Below are 24,417 nucleotides of genomic sequence, written 5' to 3' on the forward strand. Positions count from 1 at the left end.
TCGATGTCCAATAGAGTCATAATCTTTGATACTACCTTACGTGATGGTGAGCAAGCATTAGCAGCCAGTTTAACCGTTAAAGAAAAGCTACAAATTGCGTTGGCTCTAGAGCGTTTAGGTGTAGATGTAATGGAAGTGGGTTTTCCTGTTTCTTCTCCGGGCGATTTTAAATCGGTGCAGACCATTGCTAAAACCATTAAAAACAGCCGTGTGTGTGCGCTATCTCGTGCACTTGAAAAAGACATCGATGCTGCAGCCCAGGCTTTGTCGGTTGCCGATCAATTTCGAATTCATACCTTTATCTCTACTTCGACCATTCATGTTGAAAGTAAATTGAAGCGCTCTTTTGATGATGTATTAGAGATGGCCGTTAATGCGGTTAAATACGCCAGACGATTTACAGATGACGTTGAGTTTTCATGTGAAGATGCTGGTCGCACACCAATCGATAATTTATGTCGTATGGTTGAGGCGGCGATTAAAGCCGGTGCTCGTACCATTAATATTCCTGATACCGTAGGTTATACAGTGCCAAGCGAGTTTGGTGGCATTATCCAAACCTTATTTAATCGGGTTCCTAATATCGATCAAGCCGTTATCTCGGTTCATTGTCATGATGATTTAGGCTTGTCGGTGGCCAATTCAATTGCTGCAGTTGAAATGGGCGCCCGCCAAGTTGAATGTACTATTAATGGTATTGGTGAACGTGCCGGTAACTGTTCGTTAGAAGAAATCGCCATGATTCTTGCAACTCGCAAAGATTTGTTAGATTTAGACTGTGGTATTAATGCCAAAGAAATTCACCGCACCTCATCGCTAGTGAGTCAATTATGTAATATGCCGATCCAAGCCAATAAAGCGATTGTGGGAACCAATGCATTCTCTCATTCATCGGGCATTCATCAAGACGGTATGCTTAAAGCCAAAAATACTTACGAGATCATGACTCCAGAAAGTATTGGCTTAAACCGTAATAACTTGAACATGACTTCACGCTCTGGTCGCCATGTGATTAAACATCGCATGGAAGAAATGGGTTACCAACAAACTGACTATGACATGGACAGTCTTTACGAGCAGTTTTTGACCTTAGCAGATAAAAAAGGCCAAGTGTTCGATTATGATTTAGAAGCATTGGTATTCATGGAGTCGCAAGCGCAAGATGACGATAAGTACCAGCTTCAGCACATGATGGTGCATTCTGATTCGACTGAAGGTGTCGCCACTGCCACGGTACGTATTGCGGTTGATGGCAACGATATTACTGAGGCTGCTACGGGCAATGGTCCTGTTGATGCAGCTTATAATGCCATTGCACGCGCAACAGAGCGTAAAATTAATATCACTAATTACAAGTTAAGCGCGAAAGGCGAAGGTCAAAATGCGCTTGGGCAAGTTGATATTACCGCAAAATATAATGAACAAATGTTCCACGGCGTTGGCTTAGCCACAGACGTCGTCGAAGCATCAGCTCAAGCGTTAGTACATGTGATGAACTTAGTGTACCGCGCAGATAAAGTGGCTGACTTTAAACAACAGATCCATAAAGAAAGGGAGTTAGGCGGCGTATGAGTTATCAAATAGCAGTTTTGTCGGGTGATGGTATTGGTCCTGAAGTGATGGCTGAAGCGCGTAAAGTGCTCAGTGCTGTTGAGACACGTTTTGGGCTGGATATTCAATACACCGAATTTGATGTCGGCGGTATTGCCATTGATAACCATGGCTGTCCTTTACCTGACGCGACTTTAAAAGGCTGCGAAGCCGCGGATGCGATTTTATTCGGCAGTGTCGGTGGCCCTAAGTGGGAAAATTTGCCACCAAACGATCAACCTGAACGCGGCGCATTATTGCCATTGCGCGGACACTTTGAGCTATTTTGTAATTTACGCCCAGCCAAATTACATGACGGCTTAGAGCATATGTCACCGCTTCGTAGTGATATATCAGCCCGTGGTTTTGACGTGTTGTGTGTCCGTGAATTAACTGGTGGTATTTACTTTGGTAAGCCGAAAGGGCGCCAAGGTGAAGGAGATGATGAAGAAGCCTTTGATACCATGCGTTATAGCCGTCGCGAAATTAGTCGTATTGCTCGTATTGCTTTTGAAGCCGCGCGTGGACGTAAAAATAAGGTGACTTCGGTAGACAAGGCAAATGTATTAGCCTGTTCAGTATTATGGCGCCAAGTGGTAGAGGAAGTTGCTAAAGACTTTCCGGATGTCACTTTAGAACACATCTATATTGATAACGCGACTATGCAGCTATTACGTCGTCCTGATGAGTTTGATGTGATGTTATGTTCTAACTTGTTTGGTGATATTTTATCAGACGAAATTGCCATGTTAACTGGCTCTATGGGGTTATTGTCTTCGGCAAGCATGAATAGCTCTGGTTTTGGCTTATTTGAACCTGCCGGTGGCAGTGCGCCAGATATTGCTGGCCAAGGTATTGCTAATCCGGTAGCACAAATTTTATCTGCTGCATTAATGTTACGTCACAGCCTAAAGCAAGAAGAGGCGGCAAGCGCTATTGAGCGTGCAGTGACAAAAGCATTGGCAAGTGGTTATCTAACGGGTGAATTATTGGCTGCAGACAAACGCAGCGAAGCTAAGTCGACAGCGCAAATGGGTGACTTTATCACCCAGGCAATAAAGGAAGGTGTGTAATGGCCCAAGTGACAGGTAAAACCTTATATGAAAAAGTGTGGGACTCACACATTGTTGCCAGCCCAGAAGGTGAAGCGCCAGTTGTGTATGTTGATCGTCATTTAGTCCATGAAGTCACATCACCACAAGCATTTAGCGGTTTAAAAGTGGCTGGGCGTAAACTCCGCGCGCCACAAAAAACCTTTGCCACAATGGACCACAATACCTCAACGCGCAGCGCCAGTTTAGATGCGTTAAGCCCAATGGCGCGTACTCAAGTTGAAACACTGGCACAGAATTGTAAAGAGTTTGGCGTGCGCTTGTATGACATTCATCATCCTAATCAAGGCATTGTTCATGTAATGGGGCCAGAGCTGGGGATTACCTTACCCGGTACTGTGATTGTGTGTGGTGATTCTCACACCGCGACCCATGGCGCATTTGGCGCGTTAGCATTTGGTATTGGCACATCAGAAGTTGAGCATGTGTTAGCAACCCAGACACTACGTCAGTTAAAAGCCAAGAATATGAAAGTTGAAGTGCGTGGCAAAGTAACCGATGGCGTGACGGCTAAAGATATCGTGTTAGCGATTATCGGTAAGCTTGGCATGGATGGTGGTACAGGTTTCGTGGTTGAGTTTTGTGGTGAAGCCATTGAAGCATTAACCATGGAAGGCCGTATGACCTTATGTAATATGGCCATTGAAATGGGCGCTAAAGCTGGCATGGTTGCGCCTGATGAAACCACATTTAACTATCTTAAAGGTCGTGAATTTGCGCCTAAAGATGCAATGTGGGAACAAGCTGTTGCAGCATGGTCTGAGCTTAAATCTGACGCAGATGCTGTGTTTGATGTTGAAGTGGTATTAGATGCCAACGATATTGCGCCGCAGTTAACCTGGGGCACTAACCCTGGTCAAGTCGTTGCGATTGATGGTGTAGTACCTAATCCAGAAACTGAAACCAACAGCACCAATCGCACCAGTATGATTAAAGCATTAGAGTATATCGGCCTGACGCCGGGCACTAAGATGACTGACATTAGCATTAATAAAGTGTTTATTGGCTCTTGTACTAACTCGCGTATTGAAGATTTACGATCCGCTGCTGTGCACGCTAAAAACCGTAAAGTTGCAGAGGGTGTTGTGGCGATTGTGGTACCTGGTTCTGGCCAAGTGAAGTTACAGGCAGAGGCAGAAGGTTTAGATAAAATCTTTATTGAAGCTGGTTTTGAATGGCGTTTACCAGGTTGCTCGATGTGTTTAGCGATGAATGATGACCGTTTAGAAGCTGGCGATCGTTGTGCATCAACCAGTAACCGTAACTTTGAAGGCCGCCAAGGCCGTGGTAGTCGTACTCATTTGGTGAGCCCTGCTATGGCAGCCGCTGCAGCAGTAGCTGGTCACTTTGTTGATATTCGCAAACCTTACTAAACCGAGAGAGGAGATAAACATGCAAGCATTTACTGCCCATACCGGTTTAGCGGTAGCCATTGATAGCGCTAATGTCGATACCGATCAGATTATTCCTAAGCAATTTTTGTCTAAAGTCACCCGTGACGGTTTTGGTGTGCACTTATTTCATGATTGGCGTTACTTGGATGATGCAGGCGATAAACCCAATCCTGACTTTGTACTTAATCAGCCACGTTTTAAAGGCGCTTCTATTTTATTAGCACAAGAAAACTTTGGTTGTGGATCGTCGCGCGAGCATGCGCCATGGGCACTAGCTGATTTTGGCTTTAGAGTGATCATCGCGCCGACGTTTGCCGATATTTTTTACGGTAATTCGATTAATAACGGTCTGTTACCCGTTAAATTAACATCGGCACAAGTACAACAATTAATGGATGAAGTGGCAGCCAATGAGGGAGCAAAAATTACCGTTGATTTACAAGCTCTCACAGTTACGTCACCTTCAGGAAGCGTGTTTGATTTCACTATAGTGGAGTCTGCTCGACATAAGTTATTGAATGGTCTTGATGCGATTGGTTTGACGTTGTCATTTGAACAACAAATCAGTGATTATGAAACTCACATACCTGCTTGGTTCGCATAATCGGCTATTTCGGAATGTTTGAGAGTACCGTTTAAATAGCATGAACTATAAATTAACAACCTCTTGATGATGTCATCAAGAGGTTTTTTTGTTTTTAATTGTAAACGTTTTTATGTCACTATTTTGTAATATAAGTACTGGGTGGACTTATTTTAGATGAATATCGTTAATTATTTAAGCTCACTAGTGTGCTATGTAAAGTTATTTAACCTAATGTTTTTAAATGATAAAAAATAACTTTTCCTTATGTGATATTAAATCGGTTTACAGCTATACCGCTTTTAGTTTCTTTTTTATAGCAGAAAATTAAAAGTTTGATCATGATCACAATTTTAAATTCAATCACTCACTTCTTGTTCCGTCTCTTTACGCAGTTGCAAAGCTTTTTTGGATCAGTACACTGGCGGCTTCATTTAAATCGAGTTTTTGCTCTATAAAAATCGATTTATGCAGTTTGAAACTAAGACACAGAGAATCATAATGAAAAAAACAGTGTTAACACTGGCGATTAGCGCCATTGTATTTGGGGCAACAACTCAAGTGAACGCGGCAGGTTTTCAACTTGCAGAATATTCAGCGACAGGTTTAGGCCGTGCATTTGCTGGTGAAGCGGCTATTGCAGACAATGCGTCAACTCAAGCGCGTAATCCAGCCATGCTAGCTTATCTAGAAGGCCGCCAAGTATCAGCGGGTGGCATTTATGTTATGCCAAATGTTGATGTGGTTGGTGATGTCGGCATTTCTTCACCGTTATTAGGCTCAGAGCCATTAGTGATTGGTGCTGACGCATATGATGTTGCTGATAATGCATTTGTGCCAAACTTTTATTATTCAAACCAGTTGAATGATCAATGGACTTGGGGTCTAGCGGTTAATTCAAATTATGGTTTAGCAACAGATATTCCGGTAGCGGATGCAGCGGCTATTTTTGGCAGTAAAACCTCAATTACCACAGTCGAGTTTAATCCCAATGTTGCTTTCCGCATTGATGACTCATTCACTGTAGGTGCTGGCTTACGTGTTGTGTACGGTGAAGGTGAAGTTAGTGCAACCGCTCCAGGTTGGATTGATGCGATTAAAGCTAATCCTAATTTACCTGCAAGCATCAATGCACGCTTACCTTCAGGTGGTACAAATTTAAAGTCAATGGAAGGTGATGATGTTGGTTATGGATGGAAAGCGGGCGCGAGCTGGCAAATTAACTCAGCTAACCGTATCGGTTTGGTTTATCACAGTAGTGTCGATCTTAAATTAGACGGTCATGTGTCTGGTGTGGCTTATAACGGTGGTCAAAATATTGAAATCGAAGGCTACTTACCTATTGAGTTACCTGCATTTGCAGAACTTGCTTCTTATCACCAGTTAACCGAAAACTGGGCAATGCATGCCAGTGTTAATTGGACCGAATGGAGTGTGTTTGAGCAACTAGTGGCGTATTTCCCTGGTGATGTTAAGCCAGTAGGTGGCTTAGAGTCAGACGTAGTAAAAGAAGAGAACTTTAAAGATAACTGGCGTTATGCGCTTGGTACCACCTATACCCTTAATGACCAGTGGACATTACGTGCAGGTATGGCATTAGATACAACTGCGGTTGATGATCAGCATCGCACCACGACCATTCCAGATTCTGACCGTTTATGGTTCAGTGTGGGTACCGGTTATCAAGTCTCTAAAAATTTGAATGTTGATGTGGGTGTGACTTACATTCGCACTTATGGTGACGCACCCATTACAGAGACTCAGGGCCTACAGGATCTTGCAGCGATTAGCTTCACTGGTGAAGCCACCGGTGATGTATGGTTAACAGGTGTGCAGTTAAGCTATAAGATGTAATAAGCTCTGCTAGTGTTGATATTTAAGGCCTCGCAGTTGCGAGGCCTTTTTATTTCTGATCTACAGTAAAATGATGAGGTTTTCTGTGAACGGGTGACAATTACTTGCATTAATTTTATATGTCGATGTACGATGTCACATTGGCTTATTAAGCAGATAAATCATATAAAAATAATAATGACAAAATGATATAGGAAATCAGATGGTTGCAAAAAAATACATTGTCGCGTTAGATCAAGGCACTACAAGTTCTCGTGCCATTGTGTTTGATCATCAAGCGAATATTGTCGCCGTGGCACATCGTGAATTTACTCAACATTATCCGCAAGCGGGGTGGGTAGAGCATGATCCGATGGAGATATGGTCTTCACAAAGTTCAGTTTTGGTTGAAGTGCTAACTCGCGCGGGCATTAGCCGTCATGATGTTGCCGCGATAGGGATTACTAATCAACGCGAAACCACGATTGTCTGGAACAAGCACACAGGTAAGCCGGTATGTAATGCAATTGTATGGCAATGTCGCCGCAGCCAGGCAATATGCCAACATCATAAAGCACAAGGTGCTGAAGATATGGTGCGCCAGAAAACTGGGCTGGTACTAGATCCATATTTTTCGGCGTCAAAAGTTGAGTGGATTTTAAACAATGTTGAAGGCGCTCGTGAACAAGCCGAAGCCGGTGATTTATTGTTTGGCACCGTTGACACCTGGTTGGTGTGGAAACTCACACAAGGTGAAGTCCATGTGACCGAACCGACTAATGCATCTCGGACCATGTTATTTAACATTCATGACCAGCAGTGGGACCAAGAGTTGCTTGATCTGTTTAACATCCCTCGGGCAATGTTACCTGACGTGAAACCGTCTTGCGCAATATACGGCTATACCGAATTGGCTGGCAATCATGTTCCTGTGGCGGGCATGGCTGGCGATCAACAATCGGCGTTATTTGGCCAATTGTGCATTGAGCCTGGGATGGCTAAAAATACTTATGGCACAGGGTGTTTTTTGTTAATGAACACGGGTGACAAAGCGGTAGAGTCTACCCATGGGTTATTAACGACCATTGCTATTGGCGCTGATACAAAGGTGAATTATGCCCTAGAAGGCTCGGTATTTATGGGCGGCGCGGTCATTCAGTGGTTGCGTGATGAGTTAGGTCTTATTGCCGATGCTTGTGACACCCAATATTTTGCCGACAAAGTAGACGACACTAATGGCGTTTACTTGGTGCCTGCATTTGTGGGTTTAGGTGCGCCTTATTGGGATGCCGATGCCCGAGGTGCCATTATTGGTTTAACCCGGGGAGCCAATCGGAATCATATTATTCGCGCAGCATTAGAAGCAATTGCATACCAGTCTCGTGATGTGCTTGATGCTATGAGCAAAGACTCTAATGTACCGTTAACACAAATTCGAGTGGATGGTGGTGCGGTAGCGAATGACTTTTTAATGCAATTTCAAGCCGACATTACTGGGGTAACGGTTATTCGTCCGCAAGTAACAGAAACCACTGCGATGGGAGCTGCATTCCTCGCTGGCTTGGCTGTTGGTGTATGGAAGTCGACCGATGAATTAAAAACCATGCTGTCTACCGAGCGGGAGTTTACCTCAACAATGGATATAGAGACTCGTGCAACCTTATATAAGGGCTGGCAGAAAGCTGTATCTCAAGTGAGCCCTAATGGTGACGTTGGGTAAACGAAGTAAATATTACACTTCAATATCAATAAGCTGACTAGCGGTTTCTCCCCGAGTGGAGAATCGCTTATCCGTTTTCATTCGCCTCATTCGACTACCTAGATTTTTTTTCTCATTAACCGTTCTAGGTTTGGCGCGTCTTTCTTGACGTGGCGCTTCCTGCCGTTGAATCGGCATTTTATGAGTAATGCTGGGGGGTAATTGTGACTGAGGTGCCTCGTGGCTGTCTGCACTTATCGCACTGGTATGTTTGACTTGTTCAACAATCCTCTTACGCTCACTCACTGCCTGTACAGGTCTAGCTAGCATGGCATAAATGCTGTCGATACTCATGTTGCTCTCCTGTGACGGTGAAATGAAGTTGGATGTTTATCATCATAACTGTTTATCGGCTTAATTTGATTAAAATTTAATCTTATTTAGATTTTGGATCTTTTAATTACCTCTTTCATACTCTTGGTTGACTGGCTCCCTGTTGGTATGGGTGTTATCAATTATGCTCATTTCATTATTTTTATCAGTTATTCAATGATGTACCAAGGGCAATAGAATAACGTTAACGTCGCGATGTTTTCCCATTTACGACCTCTAAAGGCGTATTTCCGCGTCAATAGCTTATCTATTGCCTATTAATGCAACGAAGTTAACAGGACACAGCGTTGAGCAGATCGATATCGCTGTAGCGTAATTTCTTAAGTGATAACACTGCTTTTAACTGTTTATTGTTGAGTCATCATCACCGTACATCCCATTAAGGCATTAAGAATAATTAACTGTGATTGCGAGATGAATTGATAAAATGCTTGCCCTCAACATGCAGGGTTAATGTTATACACCGTGATGTTCTGCAATCGATTTTTGGTCGTTAATACTTAGCCATTGATGCTTAGTAATCGATGTTTAGCAGTTGATGTTTAGCAGTTGATGTTTAGCAGTAATCTAATGATCAAAAGTTGTTTTAGCAGTGTTATTTACCTAAGCAATTTACCTGAGCAATACGATACAGAAGGTGAATAGAGAGGTGTTTTCGTCTCAATAATGCTGATATTGAAGATGCTCGAAAGGCATAAGCATAAAATAAAGAGCTTTTTTAAACGTAGAAAATCGACTCAGTCGACTATTTGTTGATTTTTAATGTGCTTAAAATTGAGCTGTTGAGCAATATTACGAGGTAAAGATGGAGCATTCGAACGATTAAATAACATTAATTAAAAAGATCGCGAGTCTATTTTAGCCGATAAAGTGACCGTTATGTCTCTGGTTTAACTCATTTACCCTGATTTTTAGCTGTTTTCCTATGACAGCCCTGTCATTCATCCCGCTTGATATTAATTTGCTGCTAACCCGCTTGGGGTCTGGATTTAATATATCTGTCCATTGCTTGACAACACTTGCATAGAGTCCCTAAACTTAGCATTTGTGGGAAGAAGTGGATCATTGTGGATCAAATGACAACATTAAGGGCTAAATAACGTGTTTCGTGGTGCCAGTGCAATCAACATGGATGCTAAAGGGCGGATCGCTATTCCAGCGAGATACCGTGATGCGTTACGTGTGGAGCATGCCGGTACTGTGATTATGACCGTTGATATTGACGCTGCTTGTTTGTTGATTTATCCGTTACATGAATGGGAGCAGATTGAAGCAAAGCTAAGATTGCTTTCTGATACCGATCCACTTGAGCGTTCCTTTAAACGAAAATTGCTAGGTCACGCACAAGATTGTGAACTAGACAGCCACGGACGTATTGTGATTCCGCCGGCATTGCGAAGTTTCGCCAGTTTAGAAAAGAAAACCATGCTGGTGGGCTTACTGAATAAATTTGAATTATGGGAAGAGAGTGCTTGGCAGCAACAAATGGATGATGGCAATGCGCTCATTCAAAGCCAAGATTTAGCCAGCAATGAACGCTTGGCACACTTTTCACTGTAATGACCAAAAAGGTTAGAAGAACCCAATGAGCCAAGAGTTTGCCCATTTATCAGTATTATTGAATGAGACCGTTGATGGTCTCAATATCCAAAGTGATGGCATCTACATTGATGGCACGTTTGGCCGAGGTGGGCATTCGCGTCATGTATTAAGCCATTTAGGCGAAAATGGTCGTTTAATTGCAATTGATCGTGATCCACAAGCCATTGAAGCTGCAAAACAGTTTGCTGATGATCCACGTTTTCAAATCGTACACGGTGGCTTTGGTCAATTAGCTGAGTATGTCGAGGAACTTGGGTTAACCGGTAAAATTAATGGTGTATTGCTTGATCTTGGCGTGTCATCACCACAGCTAGACGATGCTGAACGTGGCTTTAGTTTTTTACGTGATGGCCCGCTCGATATGCGCATGGACAATAGCCAAGGGCAAACTGCGGCGCAGTGGATAGCTCGTGCAGAAATTGAAGATATGGCATGGGTATTTAAAACCTACGGCGAAGAAAAAAATTCGCGCCACATTGCACGTTGTATCGCTGCCGATCGCGAAAAAACACCTTTTTTGCGTACCAAAGATTTAGCCGATTTAATCGCGCGCATCACTAAAAACAAAGAGCGTAATAAGCATCCTGCAACGCGGGTGTTCCAGGCTATTCGTATTTATATTAACAGTGAATTAGAACAAATTGATCAAGCACTTGAAGGCGCATTAGCAGTATTAGCACCCCAAGGACGTCTATCGGTGATCAGTTTTCATTCGTTAGAAGACCGTATGGTTAAGCGTTTCATTCGCCGCCATAGCCAAGCTGAAAGCGTGCCATATGGATTGCCTATCATGGAAGCAGAGCTTAATAAATCGCGCAAATTAAAGGCGGTTAGTAAGGCACTAAAGCCTTCTGATGCAGAATTAGAGCAAAATCCACGTGCGCGTAGCTCAGTATTACGAGTTGCCGAACGTCTGGATTATTAACCACTGAGGGTAATGTGAGCCAATCACCATTAAATTTGCCTCGGATTGTGTTACATGACATTTGGCACCACAAGTGGGTATTGCTGTTGAGTATTTTGGTTGTGATGAATGGCGTAGCCGTTGTTTATACCAGCCATGTAACACGTAAGTTGATTACTCAATGGGATCAACTTCTACAAGAGCAAGATCGCTTAGATATTGAATGGCGAAACCTATTATTAGAAGAACAATCGCAATCAGAGCACAGTCGTGTGACTCGGATGGCAACCAAAGAATTAAATATGTCTCGGCCGCTTCCTAAGGAGGAAGTTATCATTCGAGTCCAGTGAGCATAGGGAATATGGCTAGACAAGCAAAGCAAAAATTAGGTCACGAACTTATTCCATGGCGTTTATACGTTGTGGTGGGGTTCGTTTTGTTATTATTTTGCAGTCTAGTTGCACGTGCGGCCTATATTCAAATTATTGAGCCAGATAAACTGCGTCACGAAAGTGATATGCGCACATTACGCACAACCAGCAATCAAGTTCAGCGAGGCTTAATCACCGATCGCAATGGCGATATGCTCGCGGTTAGTGTTCCTGTGCGGGCTGTGTGGGCTGATCCTAAACATGCTCATGATCAAGATGCATTTAAAGACATGCGACGTTGGCAAGCCCTTGCTGATGTTCTGCAGGAACCTGTCGATGTATTGGTCAGAAAAGTCAAAAACAATCCTAAAAAGCGCTTTGTATATCTTAAACGTCAAGTGACCTCTGCTGTTGCTGACTATATTGAGCAGCTTAAAATTGGTGGTATTTACCTTAAATCAGAATCCCGTCGTTACTATCCTGCTGGTGAAACGGCTGCACAGTTAATTGGTATCACTAATATCGATGATGTGGGCATTGAAGGCATCGAAAATACTTATAATACTTGGTTAACAGGAACACCTTCTAAGCAAAAAGTACGTAAAGCCCGTGATGGCAGTGTGGTTGAGCGTTTAGATATCGTGCAAGAAGGCGAAAGCTCTAACGATTTAGTGCTCAGTATCGATCAACGTATTCAGCAGTTGGCATATCGTGAATTGAAACGTGCGACAGAAGTATACCAAGCGACTTCAGGGTCTGTGGTGGTCATCGATGTGACCACTGGCGAAGTGCTAGCGATGGTAAATACGCCTTCATATAATCCCAATGCCCGAGATAATTTACAGCCTCACCGTATGCGTAATCGTGCCTTAACTGACACATTTGAACCCGGGTCTACTATTAAACCTTTTGTTGTTGCAGCGGCTCTAGATTCCGGCACAGTGAAAGTAAATGAATTGATCTCGACATCACCAGGGTGGATGCGGATTGGTGGACGTCAAGTTCGCGATTCGAATAACTATGGTGACATGACGTTAGCCAAAATTTTGGTTAAATCGAGTAACGTGGGCATTAGTAAGCTGTCCTTGTCTATGCCTGTTGAACAATTACTCGGTACATACCAATCCATGGGATTAGGTAATTATTCGGGGATTAATTTAACCGGTGAAAGTGCCGGATTAATTCATAATCGCCATCGTTGGTCTGACTTTGAACGCGCCACCCTGTCTTTTGGTTATGGCTTTACCGCGACACCATTACAAATTGCACGTATGTACGCCACGCTAGGCAGTGGTGGAATACTTTATCCAGTATCGATTTTAAAACTGAGACAGCCACCTAAAGGCGAGCAGGTTATTTCAAATAAAGTCGCCTATGACGTAATGGAAATGCTCGTTGGGGTGACTGAAACGGGAGGCACAGGAACCAAAGCACATATTGATGGTTACCCCGTTGCAGGTAAATCAGGTACAAGCCGTAAAGCCGTTGCTGGGGGGTATGGCGATGATTATGTCGCTTTATTTGCTGGTGTAGCTCCGGTTCATAAACCACGCTTGGCTATTTCAGTTGTGATTAATGAACCCAAAGGCGACAAATATTACGGTGGCGATGTTGCCGGCCCTGCTTTTGCTAAAATTATGTCAGGTGCTTTGCAAATGCTTAATGTAGAACCAATTTCAGAGCAGGAGGCTGTTCATTTGGCCACTGCGCGAGGAGCGCAGAATAATGTTATTAAATGATTTATTAGCGCCGTGGTTCCATTACTCTGGCCGCGAATCCATTAATGGGTTAACACTAGACAGCCGTGACGTAGAACGTGGCGGTTTATTTGTGGCGTTACCTGGTCATAAAGTCGATGGTCGAGTATTCATTCCTCAAGCGATTAACGCTGGAGCAACAGCGATACTGATCCATACCGATAATCCAGATGAACATGGCATCGTCGATCGTCTTCAATATACTGTGCCATTAGTGTTTTTTTGCCAACTAGGCCGCCAATTGTCGGCCGTTGCTGCTCAGTTTTACTTATCCAATAACCAATCGTTATCTTTGATTGGAATAACCGGTACCAATGGCAAAACTTCTGTAAGCCAAATTATCGCTCAAATTGTCCATTTACTTGGCCATCAAGCCGCTGTGATGGGCACATTAGGTAATGGTTTGTGGGGTCAACTTGTGGATAGCGGAAATACGACTGCTGATGCCATAACGGTTATGCGCCAGCTTAGTGAGTTTGCTGCTAAAGGCGCTGAACTGTGTGCTATGGAAGTGTCTAGCCATGGTTTAGTACAAGGACGAGTAGAAGCGGCACCATTTGAGATAGCAGTGTTTACTAATTTAAGCCGCGATCATCTAGATTATCACGGTGATATGGATTCTTACGCTGCGGCTAAAAAACGCTTATTTCAATTTCCTAGTGTAAAACATGGTGTGATTAATATTGATGATGCCGTGGGCGAGAAATGGTTGACCCAACTTGCGAATGAAAAGAATAAATCATTCAGCATTCAAGGTAATTCTGCTGCCGACTTTTACTGTGATGCCATTGAATATCATGATGCAGGTGTCACCGCGACATTGCATTTTGTCGAGATTAATAGTGGGCTTCCTGTAAGTGTGCAGCTTAACTCGCCGCTATTAGGTGCATTTAACTTGTCTAACCTCGTGGCAGCAATAGCTGTGCTGTATTTACAGGGCAAGCCAATGGCATCTATTTTGGCGGTGCTGCCGTTGTTGGTTCCTGTTGCAGGTCGTATGGAGCGTTTTTCATCTACTAACAGCGCGACTTTGGTTGTTGACTATGCCCATACTCCAGATGCAATTGAGCAAGCGTTAAAAGCATTAAGATTGCACTGCAAAGGAACTCTGTGGTGTGTATTCGGCTGCGGTGGCGATCGTGACAAAGGCAAACGTCCTTTGATGGCACAAGCCGCTGAGCAATATGCAGATAAAGTGATGATCACAAGTGACAATGCCCGTAGTGAAGATCCACAAACCATTATTGACGATATTTTACAGGGTATTAGTCAGCCTCAAAACGTGCTTACTCAAGTTGACCGTATTGAAGCCATTACCCATGTTGTTGCATTGGCACACGTTGACGATATTGTACTGCTTGCTGGCAAGGGGCATGAAACCTATCAAGAAGTGGCAGGACAACGTATTGATTATGATGAACGCGCCTTAGCATTCAAGTTGTCTCAGGAGGCATCATGATTAGTGTCACTATGTCGGTATTAGCCCAGCATCTTAATGGCACCCTACACGGCCAAGACGGAGTGATTACGAGTGTCAGTACTGACAGTCGCAACATTCCAGCTCAATGTTTATTTATCGCGTTAAAAGGCGAGCGTTTTGATGGGCATGACTTTATTGATACTGCGATTAAAAATGGTGCAGTAGCACTGTTGGTCGATCATCTATTAGTCGACCATCCTTTTGCCGCCGATATTGTGCAAATTGTAGTTGCCGATACCCAAAAGGCTATGGGCAAGATGGGAGCGTTTGTGCGCCAAACCGTGGCGCCTATTAGCGTCGCGTTAACGGGGTCAAACGGCAAAACCAGCGTTAAAGAAATGCTGGCCACTATTTTATCTCAACATCACCAAGTGTTATTTACCGCCGGCAATTTTAACAACGAAATTGGTGTGCCGTTAACTTTGCTACGGTTAAGTAAAGGTGATGAATATGGGGTATTTGAACTTGGCGCAAACCATCGTGGTGAGATCGATTACACCTCGTCGTTAGTGCTGCCTCAAGTCGCGTTAGTGAATAATGTCGGCAATGCTCATCTTGAAGGATTTGGTTCGCTGGAAGGTGTTGCTCAGGCTAAATCTGAAATTTTTAATCATCTTGCTCCAGATGGCACGGCGATTATTAATGCTGACGACAAGTTTGCAGACTTTATGCTGCAACAGTCGCAAGGGCACAAACACCTGTGTTTTAGCCGTGAAATGAATGTCGATGCCGATGTTACCGCAACAGACATAGTGGCAGATGCCAATGGTTGTTATCGGTTTACATTAACCTTTGATGGACAGCAAGAAGTGGTGCAATTGCCATTGGCGGGTCTGCATCAAGTGAGTAATGCTCTGGCGGCAGCATCTATGTGTATTGCTTTAGATATATCGCTTTACGACATCGCACAAGGCTTTGCTTTGCTTAAACCGGTAAAGGGTCGTATGCAGCCCCATGAGCTTGGCCGAGTGTTATTAATTGATGATAGCTATAACGCTAATCCAACGTCAGTAAGTGCGGCGATTAATTGGTTGCAACAACGTGATGGATATCGTTGTTTAGTACTGGGAGATTTAGGCGAATTAGGCGACAATGCTGCCCCTTTGCACGCCAGCATTGGATTACAGGTTAAAAATGCAGCCATAGAGTCGCTATTTTGTTGCGGCCAGTTGTCGGCAAATACCAGTGAAGCATTTGGCAGTGAACACTTTTGTGCTCAAGAGCCATTAATCGTGGCATTGCAAAAACAGTTAACAAGTACCAAAGGTAATATCACCGTTTTAGTTAAAGGTTCCCGCAGCGCCGCTATGGAGCGAGTTGTGGACAGTTTATTAGATGCCTTTGGGCGTGGGGAGTTAGTGTAGATGCTGGTTTATCTAGCCGAGTATTTAACCCAATTTTATAGCGGGTTTAACGTTTTTTCATATGTAACGTTCCGGGCTATTTTAGGCTTGTTAACTGCATTGGTGTTTAGTTTGTGGTGGGGGCCGATTTTAATTAAGCACCTGCAAACGCTGCAAATTGGTCAAGTCGTTCGTGATGACGGTCCAGAATCGCATTTCAGTAAGCGTGGAACACCGACAATGGGCGGAATTCTTATCCTTGCGGGCATTTTTATCAGTGTGCTGCTGTGGGGCGACTTATCTAATCGTTATGTATTAGTCACTTTATTTGTACTAGCCAGTTTTGGTGTCATTGGTTTTATTGATGATTACCGTAAAGTGGTTAAGAAAGATTCTAAAGGCCTAATTGCACGTTGGAAATACGCGCTGCAGTCAATTGCCGCTTTAGTGGTTGCAGTGTATTTGTATAGCTCATCAACCATGGTTGGCGAAACACAATTAGTTGTGCCGTTTTTTAAAGATATTATGCCGCAACTGGGCTTTATGTTTATTTTATTAGCTTACTTCACCATTGTGGGTGCCAGTAACGCAGTGAACTTAACCGACGGCTTAGATGGTTTGGCGATTATGCCAACCGTAATGGTTGCGGCTGCGTTTGCATTAATCGCTTACTTATCTGGTCATGCACAATTTGCCAGTTATTTGCACCTACCTCATTTACCGTTAGCCGGTGAATTGGTGATTGTGTGTACGGCTATGGTCGGTGCAGGTTTAGGTTTTTTATGGTTCAACACCTACCCAGCACAAGTGTTTATGGGGGATGTAGGCTCATTAGCGTTGGGTGCTGCATTAGGTGTGATTGCTATTTTGGTTCGCCAAGAGATTTTATTAGTGATCATGGGTGGCGTGTTTGTTATGGAAACGGTATCGGTGATATTGCAGGTGGGTTCGTATAAGTTACGTGGTCAACGAATTTTCCGTATGGCACCTATTCATCATCACTATGAGTTAAAAGGGTGGCCAGAGCCGCGTGTAATCGTGCGTTTTTGGATTATCTCGTTGTTTTTAGTGTTACTGGGTCTCGCGACTCTAAAATTACGCTAAGTAATTAATCAAGGTCAGTATTATGCAAACTCAATATACGCACATTGTTTTAGGCTTAGGGGCAACAGGGCTCTCGGTCGTGCGTTTTTTAGTGTCTAAAGGCATTAAACCTTTAGTGATGGACAGTCGTCGTCATCCGCCGGGTGCAGATACGTTGGCACAAGAGTTTGCCGATATTGAATTATTGGCTGGCGGGTTTGATTGTCGTTATTTAGTTCAGTCTAGCCAAATTATCATCAGCCCTGGTGTGCCAATCGATACGCCTGAAGTGCGTGCAGCATTGGACATGGGAATTGAAGTGATTGGTGATGTCGAGTTATTTGCTCGAGAAATAGCAGACAAAAAACCTTGCGTTGTCGGTATCACTGGATCAAATGGTAAATCTACGGTGACGACATTAGTGTACGAAATGCTGTTAGCTGCCGGAAAATCGGTGGCGATTGGCGGTAATATTGGTACACCAGCGCTGGATTTATTACCTCAGAATGCAGACTTTTACGTACTTGAACTATCGAGTTTTCAACTTGAAACAACTCATTCATTAAATTGTATTGCGGCAACGTGCCTCAATGTTAGCGAAGATCATATGGATCGCTATAGTGACTTAAATACTTACCGCGAAGCAAAATTACGCTTATACCCACAAAGTCGCTTTGTGATGTACAACCGTGATGACGAGTTAACTTATCCGTTAGAGCCAATGAATCAAAATAATTTTGGTTTGGATGTGCCAGAAGGCGATGCATGGGGATTAAGTGATGGCAAGATTTTCCATGGTGACAGTGAAATTATTAATTTAATTGATGTGACCTTAATTGGTAGCCATAACCATGCAAACTTATTAGCTGCAATGGCATTAGCCGATGCTTGTGGTGTCGGTAAAGAGGCCATGATAGAAGTGGCTAAAACCTTTGTTGGTTTAAGCCATCGTTGCGAACTGATTGCCGTTAAGCAAGGTGTGTCGTATATCAATGACTCTAAAGCGACCAATGTTGGCGCGACAGTTGCCGCGCTAGAGGGACTTAATTCACACTTAGGTGATTTGTATTTGATCGCCGGTGGAGACGGTAAAGGCAGTGATTTTAGTCCGCTTATAGAACCGTTGAGCAATATTACCCAGCTTATTACCTTGGGGCGAGATGGACGCAAAATTGCCAAATTAAAACCAGGCACTATTGAAGTGACAACGATGGCAGAGGCCGTCGCCAAAGCCGCTGAATTAACATCGTCTGGTGACATAGTATTATTGTCGCCAGCATGTGCAAGTTTAGATATGTATAAGAACTTTATGGCTCGCGGTGATGATTTTAGACAGTGTGTGGAGTCGTTAGCCGATGGCGAATAACGAGCAGCAACTTAGCTTGTTTAAACGGGGCCTTAATTGGACTTTGCCCTCGTTATTATCAGATGACCATACACCGGGTATGCCGTTATACGACCGTAGCTTTCTAGTCGCGATTGTCGGCTTAATGTGTTTTGGCTTTGTTATGGTGATGTCTGCTTCAATGCCTGAAGCGACCAAACTGACTGGCGACCCGTTTTATTTTATGTATCGCCATGTGCTTTACCTTGTTGGCTGCGTAGTGATTGCTTTCGTGGTACTGAAGTTTGAAGTCAGCTATTGGGAAAAAAACAGCGGCATGCTGATGCTAGCGGTGTTGGTATTATTGATAGCAGTACTGTTTATCGGTACTTCGGTTAACGGTGCTCGTCGTTGGTTGTCTATCGGTCCTATTAGGATCCAAGTCGCCGAAATGGCCAAGTTTGTGTTTATTGTATACATGGCAGGTTACCTAGTACGTCGTCATGGTGAATTACGCGAAAACCGTAAAGGCTTCTATAAACCGATTGGGGTTTACGGTTTGTTCGCAGTATTGATTTTGTTACAGCCTGACCTAGGCACCGTGGTGGTGTTGTTTGTGTGTACGGTAAGCTTGTTGTTTCTGGCTGGCGCGCGCATTACAGACTTTATGGTGTTGATATTACTTGGCGTAGCGACCTTCGTATTACTGGTGCTATTCGAACCCTACCGTATGCGACGTGTGACCTCGTTTATGGATCCGTGGGAAGACCCATTTGGCAGTGGTTATCAGTTGACGCAGTCCTTAATGGCTTATGGCCGAGGCGATTGGTTTGGTCAGGGTTTAGGTAACAGTATTCAGAAGCTGGCTTATTTACCTGAGGCACACACTGATTTTATCTTTGCTGTTATCGGTGAGGAGCTGGGGTTTACCGGTATTATGGTGGTGTTATGCACATTATTTTTTATTGCTATACGTGCGATTAGATTGGGTAATTTATGTTTAAAAATGCAGCGCCCTTTTGAAAGTTATGTCGCCTATGGTGTTGGTATTTGGATTTGTTTTCAGACCGTAGTTAACGTAGGGGCCAGTATTGGTATGTTACCAACCAAAGGGTTAACCCTACCGTTTATTAGCTATGGTGGCAGTAGTTTGTGGATTATGACTGCTGCGGTGATGTTGCTTGTTAGGATAGATCATGAACGTCGAGTTAGTTTGGTGCAAGCCGTACAAGGGAGAACCAGTTAATGAACAGTAATATTAGTCGTTCTCCTAAGATATTAATTATGGCTGGCGGTACGGGTGGTCATGTTTTTCCTGCACTTGCAGTGGCGAAGTATTTAGCGGAGAAAGGTTGGCAAATACGTTGGTTAGGTACTGCCGACCGAATGGAAGCGCGTTTAGTGCCTCAACACGGATTTGATATTGAATTTATCGATATTAAAGGTGTGCGTGGTAATGGGCTTATACGTAAGTTAGCGGCACCATTTAAAATTATCCGTTCAATTATTCAAGCCAAAGCGGTAATTGATGATTTTCAACCCGATGTGATTCTAGGCATGGGCGGTTTTGCCAGCGGCCCGGGCGGAGTGGCCGGAAAATTGTCAGGTATTCCTGTCGTGTTGCATGAGCAAAATGCGATTCCAGGATTAACCAATAAGTTGTTATCTAAGATTGCCAAAAAAGTGTTGTGTGCATTCCCCAATACCTTTACCAGTAGCGTCGCTAATGTTGAGGTTGTGGGTAATCCCATCCGCCAAGAGCTGATTGAGTTAGGCGCACAAATTAAAACACCGCAAGCCGATGCGTTAAGAGTATTGGTGGTAGGTGGCAGTTTAGGTGCCAAAGTATTGAATGATGTCATGCCTGCTGTGGTGGCTCATCTGAGTAAATATCATTCTCTGACAGTTTGGCACCAAGTGGGCAAAAATAACCAAACAACAGTAAAGTCGAGTTATCAACAACTTGGCCAATCAGACAGTGTCAATGTTGCAGAATTTATTGATGATATGGAAGCCGCTTATCGTTGGGCCGATGTAGTGGTTTGCCGTTCCGGTGCCCTTACAGTGTCCGAACTGGCAGCCGTGGGTTTACCGAGTATTTTAGTGCCGTATCCTCATGCAGTGGATGATCATCAAACTGTGAATGCATCAGTACTTGTTGATGCTGGCGCAGGATTTTTATTACCACAAACCATTTTAAATGCAGATAACCTTGCTGAGAAATTGCAGTTATTTGCTGAAAATAGACAAGAACTAGCCCAAATGGGTCATAAGGCAAGAGGCGTAGCGGTATTAGATGCGACTCAACGAGTAGCAGATATTTGTGCCTCATTTGCGAGAAAGGGTTGAAATGACTAAGACAGAAAGATACGCACAGCTTCGTAGCATGATCCCTGAAATGAGACGGATTAAGCGCATTCATTTTGTTGGCATCGGTGGTGCCGGCATGGGTGGTATTGCGGAAGTGCTTGTGAACGAAGGTTATCAAATAAGCGGCTCAGATATCGCTATCAATAGCGTAACTGAGCGTTTGGCGAGTCTTGGCGCAAAAATCATTATTGGCCATCAGGCCCAAAGCGTTGAACAGGTTGATGTTGTTGTCGTTTCGACTGCCATTAACCCGCAAAATCCTGAGATTATTGCCGCTAAAGAATTACGTATTCCGATTGTACGCCGTGCAGAGATGCTGGCTGAGTTAATGCGCTATCGTCATGGTGTTGCGATAGCCGGCACTCATGGTAAAACCACCACGACGAGCTTAATTGCCAGTGTATATGGTCAAGCTGGCCGTGATCCAACATTTGTGATTGGTGGTTTACTTAATAGCGCAGGTACCAATGCACGCCTAGGCACCAGTCGTTACCTTATTGCTGAAGCAGATGAAAGCGATGCAAGCTTTTTGCATTTGCAGCCAATGGTCAGTGTGATCACCAATATCGAAGCCGATCACATGGATACCTATGGTGGCGACTTTGAGAAACTGAAAACCACTTTTATCGATTTTTTACATAATCTGCCGTTTTATGGCGTCGCAGTAATGTGTATTGATGATGAAGTGATCCGCGAAATTATGCCACGTATTGGCCGCCAAGTTGTGACCTATGGTTTCAGTGAAGAGGCTGATGTCCAGGCGATTAATTTTGCACAAAATGGTCACCAGTCAAGCTTTACGGTTAAGCGTCATGGCAAAGATAATGTTGATATTGTACTTAATTTGCCAGGTGAACATAACGTTCTTAACGCTTTAGCCGCGATTGCTGTCGCCAGTGAAGATGACATCGATGATAGTGCGATTGTACAAGCACTTGCAGAGTTTGAAGGTATAGGTCGTCGTTTTCAGCATTTAGGTGAATTTGAAACACCTAATGGCAGTGTCATGCTCGTGGACGACTACGGCCATCATCCAAGTGAAGTATTAGCAACGATTAAAGCAGCGCGAGCAGGTTGGCCAGACAAGCGTTTAGTGATGGCATATCAACCGCATCGTTACAGCCGTACGCGTGACTTATATGAAGACTTTGTCGATGTATTGTCGCAGGTAGATTGTTTATTATTATTAGATGTTTATGCAGCGGGTGAAGCTCCTATCCCGGGTGCCGATGGGCGCGCTTTATGCCGTTCAATTAGATTACGAGGTCAAATAGATCCTATTTTTGTCGCCAGTCCAGATCAACTAGCGGCAGTATTACCTGATGTGTTGCAACATGGGGATTTATTTATGACCCAGGGTGCGGGCAATATAGGTGCTTTATCGAAAGAATTAGCTCAGAATAATTTGGGTTGTAAAGTGCTTGTAGAAGAGCAATAAAGTGATTGATTTTTCACCAATTATTGTGTGTGAAAATCGAGCTTTAAACCTTATGAATTGGTCTATATAATGACCGATCTTTTGGAGTTAACTCCGGAACAACGTCAGAGGCGGATTTAAGGTGTCGTGGAGCGATAAAGGGCGGCAACTAAAACATAAATTAGCTCGTGTTAATTGGTATTTTTGCACTGGTGTAGTGTTTTTATGCAGTGTGCTTGGCACCGTTGTTTGGGGTTGTGTGCAACTACACGAGTTGTTAAACGATGCTGATGCATTGCCTATTGAAGCGGTTGCTATTAAAGGTGAGCGAATTTATACCACCGATGACGAAATTAAAAATGCATTACAGTCATTAATGCAAAGTAGTTTTTTTAGCGCAGATGTGGTGGATGTACAAAAAGCATTAGAAGCATTGCCGTGGGTTTATCATGCATCAGTAAGACGAGAATGGCCGGCAAAGTTTAAGGTTACCTTACAAGAACAACAAGCTGTAGCGCATTGGAACGAAGTGTCTTGGCTTAATATTAACGGTGAGGTTTTTGATGCGTTTGCGCATTCAGAACATGATGCCTTACCCAAGTTATCTGGCCCAGAAGGGACAGAAATAGAAGTATTGACCAGCTACCAGCAGTTAGATGATTTATTGACAATAAACGAGTTTAAGTTGGTCAGTTTACGCTTAAGTCCTCGCCATGCGTGGCATGCTGTACTGGCTAACGGAATTGAAATAGAGCTTGGGCGAGAAGATAAAATGTCACGGATACAACGCTTTATTAATGTGTATCCAACTTTGAAGCAAAGTGAAAAACCAATTGCGACCGTTGATTTACGTTACGATACCGGGTTCGCCGTAGGTTGGGATGATTCAAAAAAGAGAGTCGACAATAAATGACCAAAAATCAGGAAAGAAACCTCATCGTGGGGTTAGATATAGGGACATCCAAGGTCGCAGTGATCATTGGTGAAGTATTACCTGATGGTGAGATTAGTGTCATTGGTTTAGGTAATCATCCTTCTCGCGGCATGGATAAAGGCGGCGTGAATGATCTCGACTCTATAGTGCGCAGTGTGCAACGGGCGTTAGATCAAGCCGAGTTAATGGCTGATTGCCAGGTTTCATCGGTGTACTTAAGTATTTCGGGTAAACATATTGCCTGCCAAAATGAAAATGGCATGGTGTCGATTAACGACGAAGAAGTCACCCAAGAAGACGTCGATAATGTAATCCATACCGCACGCTCGGTTAAGATCCCGACAGAACGTCGTATTTTGCATGTATTGCCGCAAGAGTATTCAATTGACGTTCAAGACGGCATTAAGAGCCCAATTGGTATGTCGGGCATGCGTATGGAAGCCAAAGCTCATATTGTTACTTGTGCTAATGATATGGCCAAAAACATTACTAAGAGTGTCGAGCGTTGCGGTTTAAAAGTAGATGATTTGGTATTTTCGGGCATCGCTTCTGCAGACTCTGTGCTCACAAATGATGAGAAAGATTTAGGCGTGTGTATTGTTGATATTGGTGGTGGCACAACCGATATTGCTGTATATACCAACGGCGCATTACGTCATTGTGCAGTTATTCCGGTAGCGGGTAACCAAGTCACAAGTGACATCGCCAAGATATTCAGAACACCGTTAACGCATGCTGAACAAATAAAAGTGCAGTTTGCCAGTGCCAGAAGTTCTACGGTAAGCCGTGAAGACAGTATTGAAGTACCGTCAGTGGGTGGTCGTCCTTCACGTAGCATGTCACGCCATACTCTGGCAGAAGTGGTGGAGCCAAGATATCAAGAATTGTTTGAGCTTGTTCTCAAGCAGTTACAAGATAGCGGTCTAGAAGATCAAATTGCAGCAGGGATTGTGCTTACTGGAGGAACGTCCTCGATATCGGGTGCCGTTGATATTGCTGAAGCAACCTTTGGTATGCCAGTTCGTGTCGCATCACCGCTACCAGTAAAAGGGTTATACGAATATGTTGATCAACCTATTTATTCAACAGGAATAGGGTTGCTTCATTATGGCGCAAGACGAGTCATCGAACGACAGTTCGAACGACCTGAGCGCCAAGGGGTTACCAGCTTTTTGAATCGGGTCAAAAGTTGGTTTAAGGGTGAATTTTAATAACGCAGACAAATGGA

At 43.7% G+C, this 24,417-nt stretch carries 20 protein-coding genes; 19 read left to right on the forward strand and 1 reads right to left on the reverse strand.

Annotated features, from left to right (window positions below; translation table 11 throughout):
* Positions 1 to 3: 3 nt before the first annotated feature.
* The 6 genes from leuA to glpK all read left to right on the forward strand — a co-directional run bounded on the left by leuA (position 4) and on the right by glpK (position 8,232).
* The gene (gene leuA, locus AAEY98_RS06290) at positions 4 to 1,572 is read left to right on the forward strand and encodes a 2-isopropylmalate synthase (RefSeq protein WP_162024095.1); all 1,569 of its coding nucleotides are present in this window, start codon (positions 4 to 6) and stop codon (positions 1,570 to 1,572) included.
* The gene (leuB, locus tag AAEY98_RS06295) at positions 1,569 to 2,663 is read left to right on the forward strand and encodes a 3-isopropylmalate dehydrogenase (RefSeq protein WP_162024094.1); all 1,095 of its coding nucleotides are present in this window, start codon (positions 1,569 to 1,571) and stop codon (positions 2,661 to 2,663) included. The genes leuA and leuB overlap by 4 nt, the downstream gene beginning before the upstream one ends.
* Positions 2,663 to 4,075 carry a 3-isopropylmalate dehydratase large subunit gene (gene leuC / locus AAEY98_RS06300; protein WP_101088514.1) on the forward strand — a complete coding sequence of 471 codons (1,413 nt, stop codon included), beginning with the start codon at positions 2,663 to 2,665 and terminating at the stop codon, positions 4,073 to 4,075. Before leuB ends, leuC begins: the two co-directional genes overlap by 1 nt.
* Positions 4,076 to 4,094: 19 nt before the next feature.
* A complete protein-coding gene (leuD, locus tag AAEY98_RS06305) occupies positions 4,095 to 4,700 on the forward strand; it encodes a 3-isopropylmalate dehydratase small subunit (protein ID WP_351009231.1) in 606 nt (201 codons plus the stop codon).
* Positions 4,701 to 5,180: 480 nt separating this feature from the next.
* On the forward strand, positions 5,181 to 6,533 hold the full coding sequence (locus AAEY98_RS06310) for an outer membrane protein transport protein (protein ID WP_351015655.1): 1,353 nt from the start codon (positions 5,181 to 5,183) through the stop codon (positions 6,531 to 6,533).
* 202 nt (positions 6,534 to 6,735) lie between these two features.
* Complete coding sequence (gene glpK / locus AAEY98_RS06315; RefSeq protein ID WP_101088511.1) at positions 6,736 to 8,232, forward strand: glycerol kinase GlpK; 1,497 nt, start codon at positions 6,736 to 6,738, stop codon at positions 8,230 to 8,232.
* A gap of 12 nt (positions 8,233 to 8,244) precedes the next feature.
* Here the strand turns inward: glpK and AAEY98_RS06320 are convergent, their stop codons facing one another.
* Positions 8,245 to 8,565: a hypothetical protein gene (locus AAEY98_RS06320; RefSeq protein ID WP_101088510.1), complete on the reverse strand. Its 321-nt coding sequence runs from the start codon at positions 8,563 to 8,565 to the stop codon at positions 8,245 to 8,247.
* A gap of 1,140 nt (positions 8,566 to 9,705) precedes the next feature.
* Here AAEY98_RS06320 and mraZ point away from each other — a divergent pair.
* From mraZ to ftsA, 13 genes are all read left to right on the forward strand, one after another.
* Positions 9,706 to 10,164, forward strand: coding sequence for a division/cell wall cluster transcriptional repressor MraZ (gene mraZ, locus AAEY98_RS06325; RefSeq protein WP_059746825.1), 459 nt, complete (start codon positions 9,706 to 9,708; stop codon positions 10,162 to 10,164).
* A 25-nt stretch (positions 10,165 to 10,189) separates the two neighbouring features.
* Positions 10,190 to 11,131, forward strand: coding sequence for a 16S rRNA (cytosine(1402)-N(4))-methyltransferase RsmH (gene rsmH / locus AAEY98_RS06330; RefSeq protein WP_101088509.1), 942 nt, complete (start codon positions 10,190 to 10,192; stop codon positions 11,129 to 11,131).
* Positions 11,132 to 11,145: 14 nt separating this feature from the next.
* A complete protein-coding gene (ftsL, locus tag AAEY98_RS06335) occupies positions 11,146 to 11,460 on the forward strand; it encodes a cell division protein FtsL (RefSeq protein ID WP_101088508.1) in 315 nt (104 codons plus the stop codon).
* 11 nt (positions 11,461 to 11,471) lie between these two features.
* Positions 11,472 to 13,220, forward strand: coding sequence for a penicillin-binding transpeptidase domain-containing protein (locus tag AAEY98_RS06340; RefSeq protein ID WP_101088507.1), 1,749 nt, complete (start codon positions 11,472 to 11,474; stop codon positions 13,218 to 13,220).
* Positions 13,204 to 14,697: a UDP-N-acetylmuramoyl-L-alanyl-D-glutamate--2,6-diaminopimelate ligase gene (murE, locus tag AAEY98_RS06345; protein ID WP_351015671.1), complete on the forward strand. Its 1,494-nt coding sequence runs from the start codon at positions 13,204 to 13,206 to the stop codon at positions 14,695 to 14,697. Before AAEY98_RS06340 ends, murE begins: the two co-directional genes overlap by 17 nt.
* On the forward strand, positions 14,694 to 16,082 hold the full coding sequence (locus tag AAEY98_RS06350; protein ID WP_351015658.1) for a UDP-N-acetylmuramoyl-tripeptide--D-alanyl-D-alanine ligase: 1,389 nt from the start codon (positions 14,694 to 14,696) through the stop codon (positions 16,080 to 16,082). The genes murE and AAEY98_RS06350 overlap by 4 nt, the downstream gene beginning before the upstream one ends.
* Positions 16,083 to 17,165 (forward strand): phospho-N-acetylmuramoyl-pentapeptide-transferase, encoded by a 1,083-nt coding sequence (gene mraY, locus AAEY98_RS06355; protein ID WP_011639217.1) that lies wholly within the window; start codon positions 16,083 to 16,085, stop codon positions 17,163 to 17,165.
* A gap of 22 nt (positions 17,166 to 17,187) precedes the next feature.
* Complete coding sequence (murD, locus tag AAEY98_RS06360; RefSeq protein ID WP_101088504.1) at positions 17,188 to 18,510, forward strand: UDP-N-acetylmuramoyl-L-alanine--D-glutamate ligase; 1,323 nt, start codon at positions 17,188 to 17,190, stop codon at positions 18,508 to 18,510.
* The gene (ftsW, locus tag AAEY98_RS06365; protein WP_162024089.1) at positions 18,500 to 19,714 is read left to right on the forward strand and encodes a cell division protein FtsW; all 1,215 of its coding nucleotides are present in this window, start codon (positions 18,500 to 18,502) and stop codon (positions 19,712 to 19,714) included. Before murD ends, ftsW begins: the two co-directional genes overlap by 11 nt.
* A complete protein-coding gene (murG, locus tag AAEY98_RS06370; RefSeq protein WP_335691877.1) occupies positions 19,714 to 20,817 on the forward strand; it encodes an undecaprenyldiphospho-muramoylpentapeptide beta-N-acetylglucosaminyltransferase in 1,104 nt (367 codons plus the stop codon). The genes ftsW and murG overlap by 1 nt, the downstream gene beginning before the upstream one ends.
* 1 nt (position 20,818) lies before the next feature.
* Positions 20,819 to 22,276, forward strand: a complete 1,458-nt coding sequence (gene murC, locus AAEY98_RS06375; RefSeq protein WP_101088501.1) for a UDP-N-acetylmuramate--L-alanine ligase — start codon at positions 20,819 to 20,821, stop codon at positions 22,274 to 22,276.
* Positions 22,277 to 22,397: 121 nt separating this feature from the next.
* Positions 22,398 to 23,168: a cell division protein FtsQ/DivIB gene (locus tag AAEY98_RS06380; protein ID WP_101088500.1), complete on the forward strand. Its 771-nt coding sequence runs from the start codon at positions 22,398 to 22,400 to the stop codon at positions 23,166 to 23,168.
* Entirely contained in the window at positions 23,165 to 24,400 is a 1,236-nt protein-coding gene (gene ftsA / locus AAEY98_RS06385; RefSeq protein ID WP_101088499.1) for a cell division protein FtsA, read from the forward strand. Before AAEY98_RS06380 ends, ftsA begins: the two co-directional genes overlap by 4 nt.
* The last annotated feature ends 17 nt before the right edge of the window (positions 24,401 to 24,417 follow it).

The sequence above is a fragment of the Shewanella sp. AC91-MNA-CIBAN-0169 genome (assembly GCF_040310165.1).
Classification (GTDB): Bacteria; Pseudomonadota; Gammaproteobacteria; order Enterobacterales; family Shewanellaceae; genus Shewanella.